Origin of the sequence: Streptococcus pneumoniae, assembly GCA_040719455.1 — a bacterium.
GTDB classification, from domain to species: Bacteria; Bacillota; Bacilli; order Lactobacillales; family Streptococcaceae; genus Streptococcus; species Streptococcus pneumoniae_G.
Genome location: JBFDTN010000001.1, coordinates 611,069 through 635,944, shown reverse-complemented (window position 1 = coordinate 635,944; position 24,876 = coordinate 611,069). Strand labels below are relative to the sequence as shown.

At 40.5% G+C, this 24,876-nt stretch carries 19 protein-coding genes and 1 pseudogene; 12 read left to right on the top strand and 8 right to left on the bottom strand.

Features of this window, described 5'->3' with window-relative positions; genetic code table 11:
• The first annotated feature begins 1 nt into the window (after position 1).
• The 11 genes from hemL (at position 2) to AB1I63_02865 (ending at position 10,028) form a co-directional block, all read left to right on the top strand.
• Positions 2-1,288, top strand: a complete 1,287-nt coding sequence (hemL, locus tag AB1I63_02915; GenBank protein MEW4353837.1) for a glutamate-1-semialdehyde 2,1-aminomutase — start codon at positions 2-4, stop codon at positions 1,286-1,288.
• Entirely contained in the window at positions 1,281-1,865 is a 585-nt protein-coding gene (cobU, locus tag AB1I63_02910; protein MEW4353836.1) for a bifunctional adenosylcobinamide kinase/adenosylcobinamide-phosphate guanylyltransferase, read from the top strand. The genes hemL and cobU overlap by 8 nt, the downstream gene beginning before the upstream one ends.
• Positions 1,862-2,584 carry an adenosylcobinamide-GDP ribazoletransferase gene (gene cobS, locus AB1I63_02905; protein MEW4353835.1) on the top strand — a complete coding sequence of 241 codons (723 nt, stop codon included), beginning with the start codon at positions 1,862-1,864 and terminating at the stop codon, positions 2,582-2,584. The genes cobU and cobS overlap by 4 nt, the downstream gene beginning before the upstream one ends.
• Positions 2,581-3,171, top strand: a complete 591-nt coding sequence (locus AB1I63_02900) for a histidine phosphatase family protein (protein ID MEW4353834.1) — start codon at positions 2,581-2,583, stop codon at positions 3,169-3,171. The genes cobS and AB1I63_02900 overlap by 4 nt, the downstream gene beginning before the upstream one ends.
• Positions 3,171-4,274: an NADH-dependent flavin oxidoreductase gene (locus tag AB1I63_02895; GenBank protein MEW4353833.1), complete on the top strand. Its 1,104-nt coding sequence runs from the start codon at positions 3,171-3,173 to the stop codon at positions 4,272-4,274. The genes AB1I63_02900 and AB1I63_02895 overlap by 1 nt, the downstream gene beginning before the upstream one ends.
• 19 nt (positions 4,275-4,293) lie before the next feature.
• Complete coding sequence (gene nikA / locus AB1I63_02890; protein ID MEW4353832.1) at positions 4,294-5,907, top strand: nickel ABC transporter substrate-binding protein; 1,614 nt, start codon at positions 4,294-4,296, stop codon at positions 5,905-5,907.
• A 263-nt stretch (positions 5,908-6,170) separates the two neighbouring features.
• Positions 6,171-7,103, top strand: coding sequence for an ABC transporter permease (locus AB1I63_02885; protein MEW4353831.1), 933 nt, complete (start codon positions 6,171-6,173; stop codon positions 7,101-7,103).
• Positions 7,100-7,906, top strand: a complete 807-nt coding sequence (locus AB1I63_02880; protein ID MEW4353830.1) for an ABC transporter permease — start codon at positions 7,100-7,102, stop codon at positions 7,904-7,906. The genes AB1I63_02885 and AB1I63_02880 overlap by 4 nt, the downstream gene beginning before the upstream one ends.
• Positions 7,894-8,679 (top strand): ABC transporter ATP-binding protein, encoded by a 786-nt coding sequence (locus tag AB1I63_02875; GenBank protein ID MEW4353829.1) that lies wholly within the window; start codon positions 7,894-7,896, stop codon positions 8,677-8,679. The genes AB1I63_02880 and AB1I63_02875 overlap by 13 nt, the downstream gene beginning before the upstream one ends.
• Complete coding sequence (locus AB1I63_02870) at positions 8,669-9,457, top strand: dipeptide/oligopeptide/nickel ABC transporter ATP-binding protein (protein ID MEW4353828.1); 789 nt, start codon at positions 8,669-8,671, stop codon at positions 9,455-9,457. Before AB1I63_02875 ends, AB1I63_02870 begins: the two co-directional genes overlap by 11 nt.
• Positions 9,441-10,028, top strand: coding sequence for a flavin reductase family protein (locus AB1I63_02865; protein ID MEW4353827.1), 588 nt, complete (start codon positions 9,441-9,443; stop codon positions 10,026-10,028). The genes AB1I63_02870 and AB1I63_02865 overlap by 17 nt, the downstream gene beginning before the upstream one ends.
• A gap of 43 nt (positions 10,029-10,071) precedes the next feature.
• Here AB1I63_02865 and AB1I63_02860 read toward each other — a convergent pair whose 3' ends face one another.
• The gene (locus AB1I63_02860; GenBank protein MEW4353826.1) at positions 10,072-10,614 is read right to left on the bottom strand and encodes a TetR/AcrR family transcriptional regulator; all 543 of its coding nucleotides are present in this window, start codon (positions 10,612-10,614) and stop codon (positions 10,072-10,074) included.
• Between the two features lie 116 nt (positions 10,615-10,730).
• On the opposite strand from AB1I63_02860, the gene AB1I63_02855 reads away from it, so the two are divergent.
• Entirely contained in the window at positions 10,731-11,705 is a 975-nt protein-coding gene (locus AB1I63_02855; GenBank protein ID MEW4353825.1) for an alpha/beta hydrolase, read from the top strand.
• A gap of 44 nt (positions 11,706-11,749) precedes the next feature.
• Here AB1I63_02855 and xerS read toward each other — a convergent pair whose 3' ends face one another.
• The 7 genes and pseudogenes from xerS to AB1I63_02820 all read right to left on the bottom strand — a co-directional run bounded on the left by xerS (position 11,750) and on the right by AB1I63_02820 (position 24,829).
• On the bottom strand, positions 11,750-12,820 hold the full coding sequence (gene xerS / locus AB1I63_02850; protein MEW4353824.1) for a tyrosine recombinase XerS: 1,071 nt from the start codon (positions 12,818-12,820) through the stop codon (positions 11,750-11,752).
• A gap of 311 nt (positions 12,821-13,131) precedes the next feature.
• On the bottom strand, positions 13,132-15,411 hold the full coding sequence (locus tag AB1I63_02845) for a zinc-ribbon domain-containing protein (GenBank protein MEW4353823.1): 2,280 nt from the start codon (positions 15,409-15,411) through the stop codon (positions 13,132-13,134).
• An 11-nt stretch (positions 15,412-15,422) separates the two neighbouring features.
• Positions 15,423-16,127, bottom strand: a complete 705-nt coding sequence (locus AB1I63_02840) for a hypothetical protein (GenBank protein MEW4353822.1) — start codon at positions 16,125-16,127, stop codon at positions 15,423-15,425.
• A complete protein-coding gene (locus tag AB1I63_02835) occupies positions 16,120-17,781 on the bottom strand; it encodes a hypothetical protein (protein ID MEW4353821.1) in 1,662 nt (553 codons plus the stop codon). Before AB1I63_02835 ends, AB1I63_02840 begins: the two co-directional genes overlap by 8 nt.
• A pseudogene (locus tag AB1I63_02830) lies at positions 17,778-19,628 on the bottom strand (hypothetical protein). The gene AB1I63_02835 and the pseudogene AB1I63_02830 overlap by 4 nt, the downstream one beginning before the upstream one ends.
• Before the next feature lie 2 nt (positions 19,629-19,630).
• Positions 19,631-20,899 (bottom strand): site-specific integrase, encoded by a 1,269-nt coding sequence (locus tag AB1I63_02825; protein ID MEW4353820.1) that lies wholly within the window; start codon positions 20,897-20,899, stop codon positions 19,631-19,633.
• A gap of 375 nt (positions 20,900-21,274) precedes the next feature.
• Positions 21,275-24,829 carry an SEC10/PgrA surface exclusion domain-containing protein gene (locus AB1I63_02820; GenBank protein ID MEW4353819.1) on the bottom strand — a complete coding sequence of 1,185 codons (3,555 nt, stop codon included), beginning with the start codon at positions 24,827-24,829 and terminating at the stop codon, positions 21,275-21,277.
• Positions 24,830-24,876 lie beyond the last annotated feature (47 nt).

Below are 24,876 nucleotides of genomic sequence, written 5' to 3'. Positions count from 1 at the left end.
TATGAGTATTGAAGCATCAAAACAGGCCTTTGAAGAGGCGCAAAGCATTTTCCCTGGTGGAGTCAATAGCCCTGTTCGTGCCTTTAAGGCAGTGGGGGGAAGTCCTATTTTTATTGACAAGGCTAAGGGAGCTTATCTTTACGATGTCGATGGCAACCGCTATATTGATTATGTCTTGTCTTGGGGACCGATGATTTTGGGGCATGCCAAGGATGAGGTCATTGAAGCGGTCAAAGAAGCCGTGGAAAAAGGGACAAGTTACGGAGCTCCTAGTCCTTTAGAGACACGCTTAGGAAAACTTCTACAAGAACGAGTGCCTTACTTAGAACGTTTGCGGATGGTCAGCTCTGGAACAGAAGCAACCATGAGTGCCATTCGAGTCGCTAGAGGTGTAACCAAGCGAGATAAGATTGTTAAATTCATCGGCTGCTACCACGGTCATAGCGATGCCTTTTTAGTGCAGGCAGGCTCTGGTGTAGCAACGTTTGGTCTGCCCAACTCTCCTGGTGTCCCAGCAGCAACAGCACAAGATACCTTAACACTTCCCTACAATGATAAAGACGCCCTCCGAGAGTGTTTTGAGCAGCAAGGAGCGGAGATTGCAGGCGTTATCATTGAAGGCGTTGCAGGAAATATGGGGCTTATCCCAGCAGATAAAGACTTTATCCAACTCATTCGCGATTTGACTCAGCAATACGGAGCACTCTTTATCATGGATGAGGTCATGACAGGATTTCGAGCGAGTTATACAGGGGCTACGGGATTGTATCAAGTAGAGCCTGATTTGCTTTGTCTTGGGAAAGTCGTTGGCGGTGGATTTCCTGTTGCCGTATTTGGCGGGAAAAAAGAATATATGGATGCCGTGGCACCTCTTGGAGCTATTTACCAAGCAGGGACTTTATCGGGCAATCCAATCGCTATGACAGCAGGTTATGAAACGGTCAAAGGCTTGACACTTGAGCTTTTCAAACAAATGGAGGAGCGTGTAGATCAGCTCTGCCATGGTCTAAAAGATTTGGCTAAGCGCTATCAAGTCCCGCTTCAAGTCGTTCATTGCGGCACCATGTTTGGCTTCTTCTTTAACCCACATCCAGTCCGAAATTTTGAAGATTCCAAAAACAGTGATCAAGAGCTCTTTGCACGAGTACACAAAGCCTTGCTTGCTAAAGGAATCTACCTAGCACCTTCACAATATGAGTCAAACTTCATGTCCACTGCTCATACCAAGGAGGATATTGAAGTGACACTTTCAGCCTTTGAAGAAGTATTTGGAGAGATTTATGGGTAAGCTCATTTTAGTGACAGGTGGCGCACGCAGTGGCAAATCTCGCTTCACCGAGGAGAGAATTTGGGAGAAGGAAAGGGTCTGCTATATTGCCACAGGTATCAGTAAGCATAGAGATGACGAGTGGCAGGAGCGGGTGCGTCTGCATCAAGAACGCAGACCCAAGGCTTGGGATACCCACGAGCAGTACGCTCAGATTGGTGAATGGCTAGCTCAGCAGGATTATGACTATTATCTGCTGGACTGCGCTACGATGCTCACGACCAATGTCTTGTTTGACATGATTGAACACGACTTCCCAGAAAAAATCCTGATGGATGACGAGCATTTTCTCACCAAAGAGGAGCAAGCTCTCGTCACACAGAAAATAACTGAGGAATGGGCAGCTATTTTAGAGGTTGTATCAAAGAAAGACATGACTCTCTACGTCGTAACCAATGAAATTGGGCTTGGGATTGTACCAGAAACCAAGCTCGGACGCTATTTCAGAGATGTTCTTGGTACAATCAATCAAACATTGGCAAAGGAGGCAAGTGAGGTCTATCTTGTCATCTGTGGACTCTCACAACGATTAAAATGATTCAATCCCTGATTATCTATACCCAATTTTTCAGCCGCATTGCCATCAACAAGGAAGTAGATTTGGTTTATGTGCGAAAGGGCATTCCGATTATTAGCTTGTTTGGGCTTTTACTTGGCTCGCTTTCTGCTCTCTTTTTCTATCTGGTTCAGCTGGTTTTACCAGATATGGTGGCTTGGGTTTTGACCCTTTTATTTGACGTTTTACTGACAGGAGGATTTCACTTGGACGGTCTAGCAGACATGGCAGATGGCTTGTTCTCCTCTCGCAATAAAGAGCGTATGCTTGAGATTATGAAAGACAGTCGCATTGGGAGTAATGGCGTTTTAGCCCTTATTCTCTATTATGGATTGATGGTGATTTCTTTTTCCTATCTGCCTGAGCCCAAGTGGTTGATTGTTGCAAGCCTCACCATGATTGGGAAAGCCGGTCTTGCTTTACAGCTCTATCAAATGAAGTATGCGCGTGCAGCCGGTGGTTCTGGGCAATTCTTTGAAGGAGTTACGATTGTGCAAATCGCTCTTGCTCAAATCCTGCCCATTCTTGTTTTAGGATTTGGCTTTGGGCTAAAAGGTCTCCTTGGCTATGCCTTGGTCTTTGGTGGCGCTCTGCTCTATCGTCAATTTGTCTATGGCGAAATCGATGGGCATACGGGGGATACCTTGGGTGCCTTTGTCGAAATTTCGCATATTTTATTACTCCTAGGACTCATGCTATGAAGATTTTTCTCATGCGACACGGTGAAACCGATTACAATAAACGAAGGTGCTTTTACGGTAGCAGCGATGTTTCCATCAATGCTAAAGGCAAGCAACAAGCCCTGCAGCTGCGAGCTATTATGGAGGGAATTCCTCTTTGCCAGATTTATACCAGTTCCTTACGACGAGCAAAAGAAACCGCTGACATCGTATTTGGCTCTAACAGCCTGAGCCTTCCAGAACTTAATGAAAAAGGTTTTGGCAAATGGGAGGGCTTGATGGCAGATGAGATTGAAGCGAAATTTCCCACAGAATGGCAGGCTTGGCTAAAGGCTCCCTTTGATGTGACGCCTTCTCAGGCGGAAAAGTTTTCACACTTTCAACAACGTGTTTGGCAAGTGACAGATGACTTGGTTCATCGTCATAGAACGGACAGCATTGCGATTGTCGCTCATTTGGGCGTTCTACGCTTGATTTATCAGCGTTTGATTGATCCACAAGCTGTCTTTTGGGACCTTGATTTCCCCCAAGGAACAGTCACTTGTTTTGACAATCGCCATTCATCTGAATGGCACATCTCTATTTTAAATAGAAAGGAGGAATCTTAATGGAAACAGCTATTCAAGAACGATTTGTCTTTAAGAATGGTTTACGGACCCGCAATCGTGTGATTTTAGCCCCTATGACCATCAGTTGTTGTGAGCCTGGCGGTTATGTATCGCAGGCAGATATTGACTACTATGCGCGTCGTGCAGAAGGGGTAGGGATGATTATCACAGGTAGTGCCTATGTGCATCCCCAAGGACAGGCTTTTGCGGACAGCTTTAGCGTGGCAGAAGATGATAAAATAGAAGGCTTAAGCCGCTTAGCAACAGCTATTCAAGCAAAGGGAAGCCTTGCAGTCCTTCAGCTTTATCACGGAGGTCGTATGGTTCTGCCAGATGTGATCGAACAGCAACCAGTAGCACCAAGTGCTGTTAAGGCCTTGCACGGCTATGTAGATACCCCACGCGCGCTGAGCTACGAAGAAGTCGATCAGGTCATGAATGATTTTCTTGCAGCGATTGGACGAGCCATCAAAGCAGGATTTGACGGCGTTGAGCTCCACGGAGCCAACACCTATCTGATCCAGCAATTTCTCTCCCCTCACTCCAACAGACGTCGGGACAAGTGGGGCGGAACGCTCAATAACCGCATGCGGTTTGCCAAAACCTTACTCAAAAAAGCCAAGGCTTTGGTAAAGGAGAAAGCCAATCGACTTTTTCTCATCGGTTATCGTTTCTCACCTGAAGAGATCGAAGAGCCAGGTATCCAGCTCTATGACACCTTACAGCTCTTAGAGCAACTCATTCGCCTAGATGTTGATTATCTTCATATGTCGGTCAATCAAGTCTTTCAATCGTCGATTCGCAATCCTAAAGAGGGTGAGCCTATTGTCCATCAGATTTTGAAGAAAATTGACCAACGTGTTCCTTTGATAGGCGTTGGAGGTATTCAGACAGGTAAGGATGCTAACCAGGTCCTAGCAGCAGGCATTCCCTTGTTTGCCCTAGGAAAGGCGCTGTTGCTAGATCCTGACTGGACTCAAAAAGTGGTGGAACAAAGAGAAGAAGATATCATTGTGCGCTACACAGATGACTTGCAAGATCATCTGCAACTTCCAAGCTCTTTTGTTGAAGAGCTTCGCGATTATTTAGAAGATAACTACTAAATATTTAGAAAGAAAAAACATGAAAAAGAAATTATTGCTCCTATTCACAGCTCTATGTGCTGTGGTTCTCGTGGCTTGCCAGTCAGGGAAAAATGCAGCTGCTCCATCAGCCAGCAGCAAGGATAGCCTTACTCTTGCTTGGGGAGAAGACTTTGGGGATGTCAATCCTCACCGCTACAATCCTGACCAATTTGTCATCCAAGATATGGTCTATGAAGGCTTAGTCCGCTATGGAGATAATGGCGTGATTGAGCCTATGCTTGCAGAATCTTGGAAACTTAGCGAAGATGGCAAGACTTATACCTTCAAGCTTCGCGATGCGAAATTCTCAGACGGCTCCAGCTTTACCGCTCAAAACGTCAAACGCAACTTTGACACCATTTTCTCAGAAGAAAATAAAGGCAACCACACTTGGTTTAACTTTACAGAACAGTTGGATGCTTACAAGGTTGTTGATGACCATACTTTTGAAATCAAGCTCAAACAGCCTTATAGTGCAACCTTGTACGATTTGGCTATGATTCGTCCGATTCGTTTCTTAGGTGATGCTGGTTTCCCTAAAGGGGATGATACGACTAAGGACAACGTAGCAGCTCCTATTGGAACAGGTCAATGGGTGGTCAAAGATAAAAAAGCCAACGAATACATTACCTTTTCCCGCAATGAAAACTACTGGGGTGAAAAACCAAAACTCAAAGAAGTAACGGTCAAAATTATCCCAGATGCGCAAACACGCGCTTTAGAGTTTGATGCTGGCAATCTTGATCTTCTATATGGTAACGGCTTGATTGGTCTTGATACCTTTGCCCAATATGCAAAGGACAAGACCTACACAACAGATGTTTCTCAACCTATGTCCACTCGCTTGTTGCTTCTTAATGCCTCTCAGCCAATCTTCAAAGATAAGGCTGTTCGGATTGCTATGAACCATGCTATGAACAAGAAATCTATCGCAGAAGACTTATTCCGTGGGACTGAAACACCAGCAGATACCATTTTCTCCAAATCTACCCCACACGCTGATGCAGGCTTGACACCTTACGAATACAACCTTGAAACAGCAGAAAAAATGCTAGATGAAGCAGGTTGGAAAAAAGGAGCAGACGGCATTCGTGAAAAAGACGGACAAAAATTAACCGTTCACATGCCATACATTTCTACTAAAGCAACTGACAAAGACTTGGGCGAATACTTCCAAGGCGAATGGAAAAAACTTGGCGTTGACGTGCAATTAAAAGCCATGGAAGAAGACGATTACTGGGCAAATGCTAAGACTGGTAATTTTGACATGATGTTGACCTACTCATGGGGCGCGCCATGGGATCCACATGCTTGGATGACAGCCCTCACTGCAAAAGCAGCACACGGTCATCCAGAAAATATCTCTCTTGAATCACTTGCTATCAAACCAGAACTTGATCAAGTCATCAAAACGACTTTGGCTGAAGCAGACGAGGAAAAAGTCGATGCAGGATACAAAAAAGCTTTGAGCATGCTCCATGAAGAAGCGCTTTATATCCCAATCACTTACCAATCTGTTGTGTCTGTTTACCGCACAGGAGAGTTGGAAGGCGTACGCTTTGCACCAGAAGAAAATGCCTTCCCTGTTCGATTCATCAGCAAGGCTAACTAATGCTCTAACCATCAACATCTGACTAAGCAATAAAAACGCAGCTAGAGCTGATATTCAGCCAAGATTAGATGTGATGGTTGATGAGTATCTAGTGAATTGAAGAAAGGTCAGGACATTGTTAAATCGCTTTGATGGACTAAAGTTTTATCTGCAAGCTCCGTGCTTTGACCTATGCCTTTCTCAATCCACTCTAAATCATTTGAAAAAGGAGTTGGGAGGATTCCTAACTTCCTTTTTTCAACCTATGTGAAGAAGGAGTTGACATGCTTAAAAAAATTCTTTCATTCGTCAGTGAACTGTTGATGATTTCGATGCTGACCTTTCTACTGACCAAATTCTCCTCAGAAAATCCTGCCGAAAACTACCTGCGCATTTCACGTATTGCCATCACACCAGAAGCCCTTAAACAAGCCAATGAGTACCTAGGTTTAGACAAGTCCTGGCTGGAGCAGTACTGGATTTGGATGCAAAAGGCTCTCGTAGGAGATTTTGACGTTTCCTATCTTTGGAAAGTACCAGTGTTTCCTCTTGTTACAAACGCTTTTGTCTCCACGCTCTATCTAGGAGCTGTGTCCTTTTTCTTGATTGTTGTGATTTCTCTGCCCTTAGGGATTATCAGTGGTCTTCACAAGGATTCTTTGCTGGATCGCGTGGTGCAATTTCTCTCCTTTGCTAGCGTCTCCATGCCAACCTTTTGGCTGGGCTATCTCTTAATTCTCTTTTTTGCGGTCCATTTAAAATGGGTTCCCGTATCAGGAAAAGCAGGATTGAGCAGTGTCTTTTTGCCCAGTTTGACCTTGAGTCTATCCTTGATTGGGCAATACACCGCTCTCGTGCGAAAGGCTATTAGTGAGCAGATGAGGAGTGTCCACGTGGAAAATGCTGTGCTACGCGGCGTTAAACGCTCCTTTATTATCAAACATCACTTGCTACCAAATGCTCTGCCTGCCTTAGCAACAGGTCTGAGCCTGACCTGTATCTACCTATTGACAGGCTCTCTCATCATAGAGGAAGTCTTTGCTTGGAACGGAATTGGAAGTGTCTTTGTCCATGCCCTACAAGCAGTGGACATCCCTGTCATTCAAGCCTGCATGCTCTTGTTTGGGAGTCTATTTCTCATCAATAATCTCCTCAATCAATACTTGACTGGCTGGATTGACCCTCGTGTACGAAAAGCAGGAAAGGAGTCCGCATGACCAAACGATTTTTAGTAGCTAGCTGTATTCTAACAATCCTGCTGATTTGTGCGATTTTAGCTCCTGTTCTCGTTCCCTTTGATCCCCAGTATGTTGATGTGGCCAATAAACTAGCATCCCCAAATGCGACTCATCTGCTTGGAACAGACCAGCTTGGACGTGACATTCTCTCGCGTCTCATCTCTGGCGCTCGCTTTTCTCTTTTTCTTTCCTTGACCATCACCGTCTTAGAAGTCGTGATAGGAGTGGGCGTAGGGCTTCTAGTCGGCTGGTATCAAGGACGAGCAGAGAGAACGTTTCTTTGGTTTGCCAATGTCATCTCAGCATTTCCGAGCTTTCTCTTATCGCTTGCAACCGTGGGGATTCTCGGTCAAGGTTTGACCAACATGATTTTAGCCATCGTGATTGTCGAGTGGATTTTCTATGCTCGACTCGTGACAAATCTTGTCAAAAGTGCTAAGCAGGAATCCTACGTCATTGCAGCAAAAACTATGGGCATGTCTGCTTTTCATATCTTGAAATACCACATTTTCCCCTTTATTTACAAGCCAATTTTAGTCATTGCTCTGATGAATATCGGCAATATTATCTTGATGATTTCTGGCTTCTCCTTTCTAGGAATCGGAGTCCAGCCCAATATCGCTGAGTGGGGCATGATGTTGCACGATGCCAGACCATATTTTCGGACAGCTATTTGGATGATGATGTCACCAGGCTTAGCAATTTTCTGCACCGTCATCTCCTTTAATCTTGCAGGGGAATATGTTGAAGAGAAAGGTTGGAAGAGACCATGGAAACCTTAAGTATTCAGAATTTATCCGTGCAATTACAAGACCAAGTCTTGCTAAAGGATATTCATGTTTCGCTCCCTGAAGGGCAATCTCTTATCATTATCGGAGAAAGTGGCTCAGGCAAGACCCTTCTAACCAAGCTCATCATGGGACAAATTCCCAAAGAAAGCCAAGTTACTGGAAGTATCACCTATAAGGGGAAAGATTTACGGCATTGTACAGCAAAAGACTGGCAGCAGCTCCGAGGAAAAGAACTTGCCTATATGATGCAAAATCCCATGGCTATGTTCAACGCCTTTCAAAAAATCAAGGTCCATGTCATCGAAACTCTGCAAAGCCACTATCCATGGACCAAGGAGGAATGTCTGGAAAAGGCGCGTGAAACCATGAAATCCGTGAGATTGGGGCATATTGACAAGCTCTTAGAGAGTTACCCATTTGAGCTCAGTGGTGGAATGTTGCAGCGGGTCATGCTGGCTATTCTATTAAGCCTTGATTCCGAAACGATTTTGCTAGATGAGCCGACGTCTGCCCTAGATCCCTATAATCGGGAAAATGTTCTCAAGATTTTACAGACCCTACAAGAAAAAGGAAAAACCTTGATTACTGTGACACACGATTACGAATTAGCTCGACAACTGGGCGGTCAGATCTTGGTCGTCTATAAGGGAGAAATCGTAGAAAGAGGAGCCGTAGAAGACCTCCTCTCTCATCCTCAGCACCCCTACACCCAAGAGCTCGTCTTGGGAAATCCATATGAACGGTTGGTGACCTATGAAGATTGAATGTAAGCATGTATTTAAGCACTTTGATACAAAAGATGTCCTAGAAGACTGCCATTTTTCTGTCAAACAAGGTGAGATTCTAGGAATCATGGGCGAAAGCGGGACTGGAAAAAGCACTCTAGCCAAGCTCTTGGTTGGTTTAGAGGAGCCCAGTCAGGGTGAAATTTTGCTTGAGGGCAAACCGTATCGTAGTAAAGACGGCGCTCGGATTCTCTTGGTCTTTCAAGACGCTCTCCATGCGGTCAATCCCTTGTTTAGCGTGCGAGATATTTTGACAGAAGCTACCCAAAATACAGTTAGCTTGGAAGAAGTCGTCTCAATTCTAAAAGAAGTAGGGTTAGACGAGAGCTATCTGACCAAAACACCTCGTCAGTTAAGCGGTGGGCAACTACAACGAATTTGTATCGCTCGAGCTCTTCTCTTAAAGCCAGATGTGATTATCTTTGACGAAGCGCTCAGTGGACTTGATCCGCTCATCCAAGGGCAACTGCTCAGATTATTGCACCAATTAAAAGTCAAGCACCAGCAGACCTATATCTTTATCTCGCATGATTTTAACCTTTGTTATGCACTCTGTCACCGCATTTTAGTCATGTTTGACGGCAAGATTGTCGATGAAATTACAGACTTTAGCGATCCTATCGAAGTCAACCATCCTGCCACACAAAATCTCTTGACCAAAAGTCAAAATCCCAAACACCCCAAATGCCGCATTCGCAAGATGATGGCAAGTATTCAACAAACACCTGAAGGAGCAACCAATGAAAAAAACATTTGAAACACGCAAACTCTACTTTGGCTTTCCAGTCTTTTTTCTAGGCTATAAGGATGATGTTCACGGCTACAATATCTCCACCTCCAGCTCTGCCTATTCCTTGGGAAGTATGATGGTCGTCGCTATGAGAACCAAGGGAAATGCCATCACAGAAATCAAAAAACACGGACAATTTACCGTCAATATCCCCACACAGGAATTGACCAAAGAAGCAGAAATCGCAGGCTTTAACAGTCGCAAAGATAAATTTGCCATTACCGGCTTGTCTTATACAATCGGAGAGACCGTTGATGCTCCGCTCGTTGACGCTTGCCCTGTATCAATTGAGTGTGAAGTGATTGAAATGGTAGAGTGCGGAGCACTGACCAACGTCATTGGTCGTGTCACACGCCGTGTCGTAGAAGAGAGCTTGATTGATAAAGACAATGCCTTCAAAAGCCAAGAATTCTCCCCAATCAGCTATATCGGAGATGGCGCTGCTCGCTTATATCGTTATTACAATGATGATTTTATCAAAATGGGCAGTATTATCAAGGAAATTCGAGAACAAGAAGAACAGCAGAAAAATGACTAAAAGACAGATTCTAATCTGTCTTTTAGTCATTTTTCTTGGTAGTCTATGTCTCTTTTTCTCCCCAATACCTACGCAGTTGTTTGGTTTCTTGATAGGCTAGATTTGCCATGTCTTTTGCAGTTTTTGGCGTTTGATGAATGACCCATTCAATCATTAATACATAGGCAACTGTATCCCAGATTGATTGCAGGGTTCGTAGCTCAGGGTCTGTTGGTAGGTGGACACTTAAAGCTAGTAAAATTTTATATTCTAGTCCTGCCTTAATCACCACTTCAAAATCAGTCTTATGTCTTTCCACAAATTGAAAGGTGTTGAGCCAGCTTTGGTACAAATCTTCATCTATATTTTGCCGTAGTTTGTAGGCGTAGTCCATAATCTTGTCGTCCAGTACTTCATCTTTGCTCTTGTAATTCCTATAAAAAGCTGTCCGTGATACACCTGCTTTTTGGCACAATTCAGTAATACTGATGTTTAAGTACTCTTTTTCCTGAAGGAGAAGAAGAAGGGCGGTTGTTAGTGCTTCTCTGGTTGCTTGTCGTGATTGCTGATTATTTTTTTGTAAGATTTCTAATTGATGTTGGTTCATGTAACAGATTGCTCCTTTTTGTTAAGTCCATGTGGTCAAATATTGAACTTTTTTCTTCATTACTTTACAATAAGAAAATAACAGTTGTCAAGTCCATAAAAGAGAGGTAGAAAAGAATGAAAAATAAAAAGCGTAAGCCGTTTTTGAAATGGCTTGTGACAGGAATCGTGGTTCTAATTGCAGCAATAGCAGTGGTTTGGAATGTTCCGCGACTACGCTTAGTTCCCTTTAGGTGGGTATTTGAAAGCGCAGAAAGAAAGCAACTAAATACACCGGCTGATACGACAGGACTGAAAGTTGAAACAGATGTTCCCTACTTAGAGGACGGAGACCGAGGGCATCTATTTGATATCTATCGCCCTGAAAATGCAGATACTACAACTCCTGTTATTGTGAATATCCATGGCGGAGGCTTATTTGCATCTTACAAAGAAGTGAATCGTGATTATGGTTTTGAGTGGGCGCGTAAAGGTTATACAGTTGTGAGTATTAGTTACAGACGTTTACCAGATACAACCCTCTGGCATCAAATTGATGACTGCATGAATGCGCTGCGCTATATTGCTACGCACCAAAAAGAACTTGGTTTAAATCTTAAGACTACTTATCTAACAGGCGATTCAGCCGGTGCCTTGCTATCACTTTTTGTTGCCTCAATCAATGCAAGCCCAGAATTGCAAGCTGATTTTGGAATGGCTGGTACAGGTATTGATTTCAAAGCAATGAGCTTGATTTCTATTATGCTTGAAACCAATCGTCATGATTTTATGGATTTCATTACTCCACTTGTAACAGATAAATCAGACAAAGACAAGGCATATTATTCTTACTTACTTGATCCTTCAAGTTTGGTCTCAAAAACAACGTTACCACCAGTTTATCTGGTAACAGGTGATGAGGATATGATTCAAGATGAGACTATGAAATTGAATGCTCTATTAGAGACAAATAAGGTCAAACATGATTTGAAAAATTATGCGAAAGGAGATGAACATAAACTAGACCATGTATTTGCCATAAAAGAGCCTAAATGGGAAGAAAGTCAAGAAGTTATCCAACTGATGAGCGATTTTTTCAAAGCTAATCAATAAATAGAAACTTCTTTTTTATTACATAATTTAATTTTTGTAAAATACTATAATTGATCCAAGGCATTTTTTTGCTCATCATTGACAATATGGGTATAGAGGTCTGTGACCTGAGTATTAGCATGCCCCAGCTGGTGACTGACCAAAACCTGTGACTTGGTTGCATCATAGAGACGAGTAGCCAGCGTATGTCGCAGCTTGTGAGGGGTGACTCGAATCTTGAAATCAGCAGAATATTTGGCGACCATTTTCTCAATGCTAGAGGCATCCATACGATTAGGTAGACCACGGTATTCAGATAAAAAGAAGGCGATGTCAGTCTTTTCAGCCTTGTAGCGTTGTTTGCGAATGGCGAGGTAATTCTCTAAATAGGGCTTGGCGAAGCCTGCTACGTTGACCGAATCCCGTTTGCCACCTTTTCGAGTAACTTCGATGATCATCATGTTTAGATTGACATCAGAGAGATTGAGATTGACCGCCTCGGACAATCGCACACCAGAGGCAAGAAGAAGTGCCAAGATAGCCAAATCTCGTTCCTTATTTTTCTGGAAAGAAGAGAGGGCACGTTTGGATAATTTGACTTGGTACTGGGTGTCCACATAGTCCAAAAATTCCATGGTTTCATCCCCTAAAAAGAGCTTTTGCTTGATATTTTCGGCCCTGGCAGCAAGGGTCTCTTTTTTCTTCCTAGTAGAAACTTTTTTCATGACATTGCGGTAAAAATACGGCTCGCCTTGCTCATTTTCAACTTCCTCAGTTAGGTATTTATAGAGACTAGAAAGGGCAGATAAGGTACGGTTAATGGTTGTTTGCGACACCCCATTTTGAGTCGTATTGGCATTCAGCAAGGGTCTTTCCCGTAAATACAAGATAAACGATTCCATGTCTTTCTTGGTCAAATGTTCCAAGGTATCCAAAGAAATCTCTGAAATGTTTGCGACAGATACCAAATCAGCATCCATCAGCCATTCAAAAAATCGACGGTATTCTTTTAGGTATTCGTACAAGGTGGTAAAACTGTAAGGAACAGCCAGCTTGGATTGGTAGTAGTCAAGGACATACCAGGGCATGACCTCCTTTAGTTGTTCAATTTTTTCCAGTAATAATTCACGACGCATGATATTCTCCCAATTTGTTCTTATTTATAGTATAGCACAAGTATAGATATATTTCAAGAAAATTATAGTTTTTCGGAAAGATGTATGTTATTCAAAGTCACTTTATAACCGGAAATGCGCTAATAACTAAAAACTTTTTTTCGAAAAATTATGTACTTTATTCTAGTGAAAACTAAATTCTTAAAATTCTAAAATATGTACTTTATCTTACTAAAAACCAAAAAAGTATTTTTAAAAAAAGCGTACATTTGAAATGTTTTCAGAGCTTAGCTTTTTAATAACTCAAAAAAGTAAGTCCTCGCAGACTTACTTTAAATTATCTCATATGGAACAAAATGTTCCCTTTTTCTCCTGAGACCTTTGCAGATTATGCAAGTCTCTTTTTTTCTTTTATCATATTTTATTTTTCTACTGACTGACATTTGGTAACGATGCTCTAAATCATTCTTACACAACCACCAGACTTTAATATTGCTTTTTTCACTTATTTCATCAGGATTAGCTAATAACATGTTATTTAGGTAGTCCCATTCCAGCAAATATTCAGGATATTTGGCAGCAAACGAGTTGAACCCAGGTAGAATTATTTTACCTGAACAATAAGGGCATTGAAAATCTTCTTGAACCCTTTCTCTTATAGAAACTATATATTTTCCATGACAGTCTTTACAATTCCAAGTAGCCATCCTTAATGATGATGGCATCACCTCTTTCATTGTGAAGGTGTTTTCAGGACTCCATTCTCCCAATAATTCAGGTCGTATAGCATCTAGACTATTAAAACCAGATAGTAACTTTATCCCCTCACAATAAGGACAAAGTTTGTCGTTTTCTTTACGACTATTGATCGAAGCCCAAAATTCTCCATGACATCTTCTGCATTTCCATTTTATATATTTTTTAGAATCTGGAAATTCTTTTGAAATATCCCCGTTTAGTTCACTTATCCATTCATCTACAAGATAAGGTTTTATGATATTTAAACTTCCTGTTTTAGGATTTGGGAGGCGTTTGGTACAATAGGGACAAATGTTATCAATCGCTTCCCCATCTTTCAGATACAAGTATAATACTATATTAAAGTGTTCTTGGAAGTCTAGTTGACAATTGTTACAATGCCAAATACTTTGTCTTTTTTCTGCTTCATTTGGTAGAATTTTCTCTAATGTTACACTGTTTTTAGAGCTCCACATGTTTGCTAGATCTGGATATAGATCTAATAGAGTATTAAATCCTTTCAATGGTTTTTCATGATTACAGTATGGACAGGAAATCGCTAGTTCTTTCCGTATAGGTATTGAACATTGATATTCTCCATTACAGGTAGAGCAATTCCACCAATATTTTTTTGTTTCAATATGAGTTAGTGCAAAGTGAATAGGAATTTTGTTTTTAGGACTCCACTCGGCTTTTAAAATTGGATAATCACGTAATATATCATTGTTAAAAACTTCTCCACCCCAATCACACATATTAGGGCATGTTTGAAAGTTTTGGTTCTCTAAATCCGTTCGAGAAACCATTTCGTTAGGACTACACTGAAAATCAATCTGACAACAAGGACAAGTCCACATGATAACCTCATGTGATTTTTTCCAAAAGTCACTTAAAATTTTATGATTATTAGGATTCCAAAACTTTTGTAAATAAGAATGGGTTATTTCTAATGTGTTGAACCCTCTTAACATCTCTTTATCATTGCAATAAGGACAAGATTGCTTATTTTTATCTATGACTGAGCAAGTGTATTCTCCGTGACAAATAGAACATTTCCAATTTACTGCAATATTCGACAGAGAATCAACTTGATTTGTTGAAAAAATGTTGTTATCTGCCCATTCTATTAGATCTTTAGGATTTAGGAAAGACAATGGAGCTTCCATTAAATTTATATCCAGTAGTTTGTCAAAAGAGTTTTTGCATTCCGTACAATAAGACCCTTTATTCTTAATTCTGCTAAACAGAGTATCGATTGATATTTTAAATTCATAGTGACAGTTATCACATTCCCAATAATAAGGTATCGTTACATTATCACTGAGTTTTAAACCATTGAAATCAATTTTATTAGATTCTTGCTTATAAATTTTTTTGAGATTTGGATAAACTTCATAATAATAAAAACGAGAAGCCCACTCATTACAATTGATATGAAATAATTCTTGATTTTCAGATTGGAACAATCTATAATTAATCGCTGTACCTCTCCATCCTATATGACATGTTGGACATTTGAAATGAAAGACGCGTTTTGAATTGAATTTTTCAGATTTAAGTAGTTCATCAATAGTTTCTTGATTCTCATAGTGAAAATTAAGATATTGAATAATACTCGGATAAACAGCAAAAATACTATTCTTTTCTTTGACTAGCAATTCTCCTAAACTACAACAGGGACAAAAATTATCGTTCTTAGCGCTTCGATTATACGTTTTAACAATTGAATCCTCCCAACCATAAAGACAAGAAGGACATCGCCAGTGAGCTTGAATTCTACTATTTACCTTAGCAGTTTCAATGTTTAAATAATCATTATATTCAAAATCCCAATATTTCAACAATTTAGGGATTTCTTGAACTACATATATCATTAGTCATTCTCCTAATATTTTGTCTTGCTATCCAGCATATTCTTGATACTGATAATCTTATTTTGTTCGCCCATATCTTTTTGTTCAGTTGAATCATGGAAATTTATTTCCGAATCAGCTGTAATAATATGGTTAGATAAATACTCATCCGTTATTATCTGATTATCGGATTTTAGTAAGCCTTCAGCTTTTAGCAGTTCATTGGCTATTTCGGGGTAGATGCTTGTTTTAACAATAGAACGTAGTTTCTTGTTCTCATGCTCTAAATCCCTATCATCCTTTAGTTTTTTACTTAATGTTTCATTCTTAGCTTCTAAAATTTTAACTTCTGCTCTAAGCCTGTCTGCTTCTTGCTTAAAACTAGTCGCATAATCTACTATCTTTTTGTAGTACTGATTCAACTCTACGAGTGCAGATTTTAAAGCTACTGGAGTGCGATTTATAGCTAGGAAATTCTCGACATCCAGTGTTTTATAAGTAATAATAGTTTGATAATCGTCATCTTCGAACTCCTGTTTATGAAATTCAAGAGTTTGTCTAAAGACTGTGTTTCTTCTGATAGTTGTATCAGCCACATTTGGATATCCTTTTTTCCTAACAAAATTTCCAAATTGTGAAATCTTGACTAAATTTGGATCGTTTGAACAGTGAGAGATTAGATATTGCTCAAATAAATTGATTAAATCTTCATCTGAAATATATTTCTGCCTAGCCATCTGTTTCCTCCGTAGTTCTAAGTTGTTTGGCTATCAAGTATTCCTGATAAGAATGACTAACTGTTTTTAATTTTAATAAGGCCTCACCAATCTCTTCTATATGACCTTTACCTTCTCTAACTTGTTTAATCGCCTGATCTACGATTAAAGCTTCTTCATCTATTGATTTCTTATAAGAGTTATCCATAGAGAAATAATCTTTTCCCAACTTACGGTAAAATGGACAACTGGTACAAGCTCCGAGTTCAGCATGGGAGCTGATAACTTTCAAACAATCCGAAAAATCACCTGTTGCATACCTCGGAGAATAACACCTCCCTTTATTATCAAGTTGAACAAAATTTTTTCCAATGGTATATCTAGGTTGAGATTTACTGATTTCATAGGTTGTCTGCGAACCAGTCAACTTACGGTACATCTGATAACTACGACATTCAATAAATTGACTGAGATTAGAGAAATAATGAGATGATGTTGCTACGTTATCATGCCCTGCTAGAAGCATAGCAGTCACTGGGCTACTCCCCTCTGCGATTAGATTGATCATAGCAATGTGCCTAGTATCCCCGATATGGATATAGTTAATTTCATTCTCTTTCAAGCGGATTGGCGAGTTGATATAATGCACCATGTAGCCATATCTTTCTGAGATAATTTCTTTAAAGAAATACTTCAATATTGTATTAAGATTAGTATAAGTTAAGAATCGATTATTTGAACCCGCACTTCTATTCCATTTTTTATAGTGGGAATCTAACGCAAATAAGGTACATAATTCTGTAGCAACTTGATCCTTAGTCAAACTCAAATATTCTTGAATTGAGTTCGCTAGTTTCTGAGGGATTTCATAAGTTGTTTGATAGTAGTCTTCTGAAATCTTATGAGATACGCTTTTACCTTTCCCTTTCAAATTATTTCGTCTCAGTGTTAAGAAAAACTTGCCATCGTTCTCAGATAGACAGTCTTGAGGCGTTAAGAGAAATTCTCTTGGTCTAAGAGGTAGCACTGCTGTAATTTGCCACCAAAGATAGAGAGGATAGTAAAAGAGTCGCTCCTCCTCTGATAATTCTTTAGACCAGTAATCGACTAGGATATCATTAAACGTAAAATAGGACTGAAATTGAGCAAGTTGTCGTTGTTGCTTTGGTTTAAAGGCGTATTGAGTGGTAATCATATTATCTAATTTTTCCATTAGCTGATTCAGTAAAATATCTTCATAACATGGTAAGCTAGAGAAAAAATCTATACATAATGTCGGTGAGGAAATTTTGATACTAGTAACATCCTCCAATATATTCTGCTTAGTCTCTTTGACAAGACGTTTTATATCGCGTAAGAATTGTTGTAGCGATGGCAAAACATGCTTATCCATTGATAAAACTATAAAACTCTTTAAGTAGTCTACAAATTCAGCGTAGGATACTCTAAATAATGGTTCATAATAGCGATTATATTGAAAGGTATTGATATTAAATAGAAAACTAATATTGGCATATTCATTTGTCATTTGCCACTTGTGTGAATCAAAATCTTGTGTGAGAATAATTCCCTTTTCTACATAGTCTTCAAAACACTCCGAAGCATAATCTATCATGGCGTAGTCAAACTCTATGGCATGATGAACTGTACGGAATAACTTAACTTGATTGTTCAATTGACTAACTCCTTAATAATTTCTTCATAATCATGCAGTGCTTCCTCCCCATATTGATCAGAAAGAGCCTGCTACATCTCTGTTAAACAAGGTTTTATCTGTTGCTCTAAAATGCTTCTAATTTTGCCACGTTCTAAATCATTTTTCACCTTACTATAACGCCTATTTAACCGATTAAACTCTCCGATAAGTAATAAGAAGGTTGACTTAGTTTGAAGTTCATATTGACATCCAACACAATGTTGCCGGTCATCATAAGGGCATAGTTTTCCTAAGGCAGATAATAGACACATGCTCTCCACTTGCTTGGAGAAAGCCTCACCATTACCAATGCGATGACAGACAGTTAGGATCTGGTTAGGCTGAAGATCTTCTTCTACTACTATTTGCAGTGCTTTTTTTGAGCGACTATCTGCTCTAACAGTCAATTCTAAAGTCTTTTCAATTTCCGCAGGAGTTAAGTCTAATTCTTTAATCATCTGGGTTTGTTGGCTAGGACTGAGCTCCTTATATTTTCCTCTAGTCACTATCGTGAGTAACATAGAAGGCACCATTGATAATACGCCACGTTCAAATAATTCCTTAGCTACCATTTCAGGTTTTAACTGACCTAATTGAGCATCTTTGAGATAAGCTGTGGTTGTTTGAGCGAACTCATCATAGGAACCTTTATGACTTCTTGCCAATGCTGCAAGAAAATAACCCTTGATATTCAGTTCAGATTTTTCCTCTAAAATATCATCTGACAACATAGCTACAGCTTGTAAGTAAGACTTATTTGCTGAACGACTGCTAAAATCTCTTTCCAAAAAGAAACTGCCAATCTCCTCTCCCATAAAGCGATTAATTCGCTCATAATCAGCAATCTTACGAATTAAAGGTTTGTTTCCACTTCCATTTCTTATCTGATAATGAGCCTCACAAATCGCAAATAGTGTTCCAATAAGGACTTGACAACTTTCTGGAACATGAAACTTAAGTTGACTAACATCATTTGTCCTCTTGGTTTTATTTGGTGTCATATTTAGATAGCTTAATCTAGTCGTCATACTAAGAAGGATAAATCTAGCTTCGCTACTTTGCCAAGTTCCATCTTTAATAGCTGATAATACTGCTTTAGGTTCCTGAGGAAGCTGTGGATGTCCTAGTCTTTCTAAATCTGTTGTTCTGAGAGCACAGATGAAATGTAAAGCTAAATAGAGCCATGTATCTGCATAATCTTTTGAACAAGCTGCTTGATAAAGCATATTATTTTTGACAATATAGTTGTCGTTAAAAAGGTAGTACATTAGCTCTAGGTAATCATTCAACTCATAGGCAGCATTCTTATCTTTAAGTGTGTAGCGCTGAGTCATCTCATACGATCTACGATAGCGTGTCTTTCTAGTAACAAGCAACCAATCAAAAAATGATATTAATATCTGACCTTGTATTTTAGTCAAACCTTCAGTTGCTTGCTCTACTAACTTTTCTAGTTCGTTATCACTGTATAGAAATAAGTCTTTTTCTAAATAGTATGCTAAGAAGTCTTGTAAATAAAACTGGCTAGATTTGTCAATATTCCTCCTATCTGCAAAATGTTGAAAATATTTATAAGTGCTAGGAAATTTTTGCTCGAAGATTTCTGTAATGGATTCTAAACCTGTAGGACCTGCCAAGTAGCATTTTATCTGATCTGACAGAAAAATGGCATCTTCTTCCGAGACAGTAAAAGTATCAGTATTTATATCGATTCCGAACCAGTTGTTATTTAGTAAAAAATGACTCACTTTATCCCTAATTTTAGGTGTATTTTTCTCTAATTGTTTCAAGGTCTTTTCTAGACAATCCTTAATTAAATAAGGCAAATTCATTCTCCTTTCGCTGAACTAAATAATTCACTAGCTTGCCAATTAAGATAATCAAACACCCCATTGTTAACCTGACCATACTGTTTGGCGATCTCACCTTTGTTTTGAAGATACACCCAAGCACTTTCTGGTGACTTATCTCCTCTAGCTGACATGAGTTCGCTAATCTCATTAACGCCTGATAAAACTAACTGTGTGGTGTACCAGTGTCTAAAAATATGAGGGGAGATATTATGCTCCTGTAATAGTTGACCAAAAAAGACAACTTCTGCATCATCTGATCTAAGATACAGTGGTATCATCTCCTCTCGGATAATGCGGCGAAAACGTTGATAATAGACATCATATGTTAATGCCTTACCTTGTTTGTTCAAATTTAATGGCCCATAATCCTTCTCGTACTTCTTTCCCTCCATATATTCCATATAGTCGTTATAGGTATCAAGAAAGACCTCAAGGAAGATAAATGGTACAGACTGCATTCTCTCTTTCTTAATCCGTCCTGTGGGCTTTAAATCGCTTCTCAAAGGTATTTCCTTTCTCAAGTCAATCTCTATCTTAAAGGTCTCACCATAACTCTGGTGAAAGAGAATACCCGGACCGAGCGGACTATCTTCTCTTCTCACATTACAGGCTTCAGAGGGGCGTAAACCAACAAAAGCTCCTAATGCCACTACCATGAGTAAATCTTTGTGCTGTTTAGCTATGTGAGCAAAAAGCATTTCAAAAGCAGCATTCGGCATGTCACGAAATATCATCTGCTCGGTATGGCTATCGTCATAAAACACTTCAAACCTAGGCTCTTTACGCTTAATTAACCTCCCTCTTTTATTGGTGAAGGAGGTACTTGTATAGAGCTCTTTAGAGGTCAGTAATGCTTTGCCCTTTCGTTCATCGAGGTAAAGCGTTAAGAAGTCAAGAACTGCATTCACGCAAATCTCAACAGTGCTTTTCTTGCGATGCTTTGTATCACCGGGTAAGGTCCCTAGTCCATAATGCATGAGAAAGTCTTTAACCATTTCAAGGGTTAGTTGGTCTAGGTTCTTAATGCCACACTTAGCAAAGATATAATTTAGAAACTTAATCACATAGGAGAACCGTTTGTTTCCATCATCCGAGATTGATTTTATCTTGGAAGCGGATTTCACATAACGATGGAAATTGGTAAATTTTAAACTGCTATCTTCTTGCTTTAGAGCGATAAATTGTTTTGTAACAATCCGATTATCGCCTAAAATCAGGGAATGCTTATAGCAAACGAACTTCATAACACCCCCTGTTAGAAGAAAATGAACGCAAAAAAACGACCAAATCAGTATCATCATTTTCAATTGCAGAATACTGCAAAAAGAAAACATCGATGAGTTCATTCATTGATCGTTGTTGTATTATAAATTTATCGAATAACAAAAGTAACACCTCTCAAATTCTGATAAACGAGTAGCTGCATGAGCTAGTAGTAAAATCGACTTCATAGGTCTGACTAAAACCAATTTATAGTTGGTTTTAGCCTCCCTTATTGTTTTTTACTTTTCTCTTTTACTTTATTTCTGTTACTTTAGTTATTTTTACTTTTTTTGTATTATATCATATTTTTGTTAAAATGTCATTTCTGACATCTATCTTATTTCCACAATTTCTCCTTATCGGTTAGTTTTTCTTTTCATAGCAAGTCCTAAACTTGATACAATTGTTCCAAGCGCCATCAAAGCTAGACTTTCTCTTGCACTTGTTTTGGGTAATCTTTTATATTTTTCTTTGCGAGAATAAGACGAAGTTTGTACTCTATCTCCATCCACATCGCTAAGCACATACTCCGCTGGTACTGGTACAGGAGTGGGTTTCAGTGTTTCTGCTGGAGTTTCGACAGGAATTGTTGGTTCTTTGCCTTCTTCTTCCTTCTCAGTCTTTTCTTCGTCTTTCACCAAGGTAGATAAGTCAAAGACTGGAAGGTCCTCGCGGAAGGCAGGGGCACCGACACTATGGGTTGGTTTTTTAGCTGGTTCAGCTGGTTCCGTTGGACCTTCTGGTTTAGCAGGTTCTGGCTTGGTTTCTGGAGCAGGAGTCACTGGCTCTTTTGGAGTTTCTGACTTCACTTCTGGCTGACTAGGAGTTTCCCTCTCCTTGTCTTTATTCGCCTCTTGTTCCGCCTTTTCTTTTTCTGCTTGTTCTTTGGCTAATTTTTCCGCTTCTTCCTTTTCACGGGCTAAGCGTTCGGCTTCTGCTTTCGCTTTCGCCTCTTCTTCAGCCTTGGCCTTAGCTTCTGCTTCTAAGCGGGCTTTTTCTGCCGCGTCTTTTTCAGCTTTTGCCTTTTCCTCTGCTTCTTTACGTTCTTTCTCCAAACGCTCTGCCTCGGCTTTGGCTTTTGCTTCTTGTTCCGCTTTCTCACGTGCTAAACGTTCCGCTTCTGCTTTTGCAGCAGCTTCTTTTTCGGCCTGATCTTTAGCAATCCGTTCTGCTTCCGCTTTAGCGGCAGCTTCTTTCTCTGCCAATTCTTTAGCAAGGCGCTCTGCTTCAAGACGATCCGCTTCTTCCTTCGCTTTTTTCTCAGCCTCGATACGAGCTTTTTCAGCCTGTTCTCGTGCTAGGCGTTCTGCTTCCGCCTTGGCTTTTGCTTCTGCGGCGAGACGCTCTGCCTCTTCTTTAGCTTTGGCATCTTGTTCGGCTTTTTGACGAGCTTCTTCTGCTTTGCGTTCAGCTTCTAAACGTTCTTGTTCCAAGCGGTCCGCTTCTGCTTTAGCTGCAAGGTAGTCTTGATAAGCCTTGTACTGAGCTTCTAGGACTTTTAGGTTGTTGACCGCCTTGTCGTAGTTGCTTTGGGCTGTGTTCTTTTCTTTGGTGAGAGTAGCCACTTGTGCCTTAGCGGCATCCAAGGTTTGTTTCGCTGTTTCTGCTTCTTTTTGAAGAGCCTCTAGTTCCACTTTAAGGTTGGCTAGTTTTTGGGCATTGCTTTTCGCTGTTGCAAGATTGTTTTTCGCAGCCTTCAAGGCATCTTGCGCTTTCGCCAACTCTCTTTGAGCCGTTGTAAGAGCAGTCTGTTTCTCAGAAAGAGCTGCTTTCTTGTCTGCCATTGTCTTTTGGGCAGAAGCAAGGGGTGCCTGCGCCGTAGTAAGGGCTTGGGTCTTGCTCTCCACATTTGCTTGGCTAGTCGCCACATCCGCTTGTGCTAAGGTAAGAGCCTTTTGAGCCTCATTAAGAGCTGCTTGTTTTTTCGTCAAGTCAGCCTTAGCAGTGGCAAGTTCTGTTTGAGCAGTTGTCAATGTAGCTTCAGCACTTGCAAGATTCGCCTTTGCGGTATCAAGAGTTGCTTGGGCTTTTGGAGTTTGAACAGGGACTGCCTTAGCGTTTGCAAGGGTGCGTTCTGCTGTGCGAAGGTCAGATTGAGCAGATTGCAATTTACTTTGAGCAGTTGCGACAAGTGCCTCAGCAGGCGCTAGCTTGCTTTGTGCCGTAGCCAATTTTCCTTCTGCTGTGCGAACCGCTTCTTGCAAGGCTTCTTTAGAAATTGGGTTTGCGATTGGAGTGCCAGCATATTCTGGTTTAGCAGGACCATCTGTGAACTCCAAGAGGTAGCCAGAGTTTTTAGAGCCTGTGTAGCCAGATAAGCCAAAGTATTGGTCCCCTTTACGAGCATCACGGAACTTAGAATCCAAATTCAAGAGGGAAATGGCATGTCCAAAGTGCTGAGATGAAGAATAGTCATCTAGCAACATTCCTTCTAAAAATGAAGCCACTTGAACTTTCAAAGAAGTCATTGTGTAATCAGTGGTTGAATAAGTATGCGGTTGACGTGAGAAGTCCTCATCTAATTTTTGACCTGTCCGATCTTTTACTCGAATAAGCCCCTGAATGTCATGCCCTTTTTCAGAATCCCAGTTATCTGCTAGGTATTCTTTTGCGACCATATCTGCAATTTTCATAGATCCTGTTGAGATGAGAGCTTTTGACGTAATCCCCACTTGTGATCGTGCATCATTAATCATAACTTGAGCAAATTGAGCTAACTCTAATCGGTCTGCTTCCGTCAAGCTATTCAAACCACTTGCTGTCTTAGAAATGACTACTCGTTGATTTGATTCGATAGCATTAAGAGAATCGCGTAGATGACGTAAGTATTTTCCATTGATGCTTTCTTCTAATAAACGGTCTGACTCAGCCTCAAGTACCTTCCAAATACGATTCATCTCGGTAGTGTCCTTGGTCACATAGCGAGCTTCGTAGAACTTAGTAAGATTTTCCTTATAGGTGTCAGACAACTGCACCGTAAAGATAGAACCAAGTGCCAAGTTTGCCTTGTCCACATCTGCTTGAGCCGTTGCAATGGCATTTTGAACAGTGGTCAAGTTGCTATTTGCCGTTTTGAGCTGATTTTCAGCATTGGTTACTTGTGTTTGGCTAGTGGTGACTTGGTTTTGCACTACATCAATGGCTTGTTGGCGTTTGGCATCTGCTGCTTTTGCTTCGGCTAGTTTGGTTTCAGCAGTTTTGACTTCTGCTCCTTTTGCGGTGACATCTTGAGTGGCTGTTGCCACTTTTTGTTCTTTCGTTGCGACAGTAGCGGTTGCCGTAGTCACTTCTGCTTGGCTAGTTGCGACTTGAGCTTGTGCCGCTTTTTCATCTGCCACATCTTGAGCCAGTTGTTTATCAGCTTGCACTTTAGCTTGTTCGGCGTTTGTTACTTGCTTTTCTGCATTTGTCACAGCTGTGGTAGAGGCAGCTACTTCATTTTCAAGGGTGCTGACTGCTGTTTGATTTTCTTTGATTTCGCCTTCTTTAGTTGAAACCGTTTGACTGGTAGTTTCAACTTGCTTTTCTGCCTCAGCGACAGGCGTCTGATTGACTTCGTTTTGAGCACTTTTTACTTCAGCTTGTTTCGTTTCCACTGCTTGGGCTGCCGTGTTGTACTGAGCTTCCACTGCAGGGACGGCTTGTTCTGCTGTTGCAAGGTTACTTTGTGCTTGATTAAGGGTTTGTTCAGCAGCAACGACTTGCTCTTTCGCCTGATCAACCTGAGCCTCTGTCACTTCATTCGTTGTGGTAGCAACAAGGGCAGGAGCGTTTCCTGCTTCATCTGCCTTGACTTGAACAGTCCCAACCGTTGCCATCATCCCAATGGCAAGAACTCCGACCGCCCCATAAGCTTTCAGCTTACGAATAGATCCATGTGTGTGAATAGTTTTGTTTGTGTGTGTTGACATATGTGTGTACCTCATTTGTGTAATTTTCTGATCGTTTTTAATCACTT

Coding starts and splice junctions, on each gene's coding strand:
- hemL (MEW4353837.1), top strand. CDS start 2: ATGAGTATTGAAGCATCAAAACAGGCCTTTGAAGAGGCGCAAAGCATT.
- cobU (MEW4353836.1), top strand. CDS start 1,281: ATGGGTAAGCTCATTTTAGTGACAGGTGGCGCACGCAGTGGCAAATCT.
- cobS (MEW4353835.1), top strand. CDS start 1,862: ATGATTCAATCCCTGATTATCTATACCCAATTTTTCAGCCGCATTGCC.
- AB1I63_02900 (MEW4353834.1), top strand. CDS start 2,581: ATGAAGATTTTTCTCATGCGACACGGTGAAACCGATTACAATAAACGA.
- AB1I63_02895 (MEW4353833.1), top strand. CDS start 3,171: ATGGAAACAGCTATTCAAGAACGATTTGTCTTTAAGAATGGTTTACGG.
- nikA (MEW4353832.1), top strand. CDS start 4,294: ATGAAAAAGAAATTATTGCTCCTATTCACAGCTCTATGTGCTGTGGTT.
- AB1I63_02885 (MEW4353831.1), top strand. CDS start 6,171: ATGCTTAAAAAAATTCTTTCATTCGTCAGTGAACTGTTGATGATTTCG.
- AB1I63_02880 (MEW4353830.1), top strand. CDS start 7,100: ATGACCAAACGATTTTTAGTAGCTAGCTGTATTCTAACAATCCTGCTG.
- AB1I63_02875 (MEW4353829.1), top strand. CDS start 7,894: ATGGAAACCTTAAGTATTCAGAATTTATCCGTGCAATTACAAGACCAA.
- AB1I63_02870 (MEW4353828.1), top strand. CDS start 8,669: ATGAAGATTGAATGTAAGCATGTATTTAAGCACTTTGATACAAAAGAT.
- AB1I63_02865 (MEW4353827.1), top strand. CDS start 9,441: ATGAAAAAAACATTTGAAACACGCAAACTCTACTTTGGCTTTCCAGTC.
- AB1I63_02860 (MEW4353826.1), bottom strand. CDS start 10,614: ATGAACCAACATCAATTAGAAATCTTACAAAAAAATAATCAGCAATCA.
- AB1I63_02855 (MEW4353825.1), top strand. CDS start 10,731: ATGAAAAATAAAAAGCGTAAGCCGTTTTTGAAATGGCTTGTGACAGGA.
- xerS (MEW4353824.1), bottom strand. CDS start 12,820: ATGCGTCGTGAATTATTACTGGAAAAAATTGAACAACTAAAGGAGGTC.
- AB1I63_02845 (MEW4353823.1), bottom strand. CDS start 15,411: ATGATATATGTAGTTCAAGAAATCCCTAAATTGTTGAAATATTGGGAT.
- AB1I63_02840 (MEW4353822.1), bottom strand. CDS start 16,127: ATGGCTAGGCAGAAATATATTTCAGATGAAGATTTAATCAATTTATTT.
- AB1I63_02825 (MEW4353820.1), bottom strand. CDS start 20,899: ATGAAGTTCGTTTGCTATAAGCATTCCCTGATTTTAGGCGATAATCGG.
- AB1I63_02820 (MEW4353819.1), bottom strand. CDS start 24,829: ATGTCAACACACACAAACAAAACTATTCACACACATGGATCTATTCGT.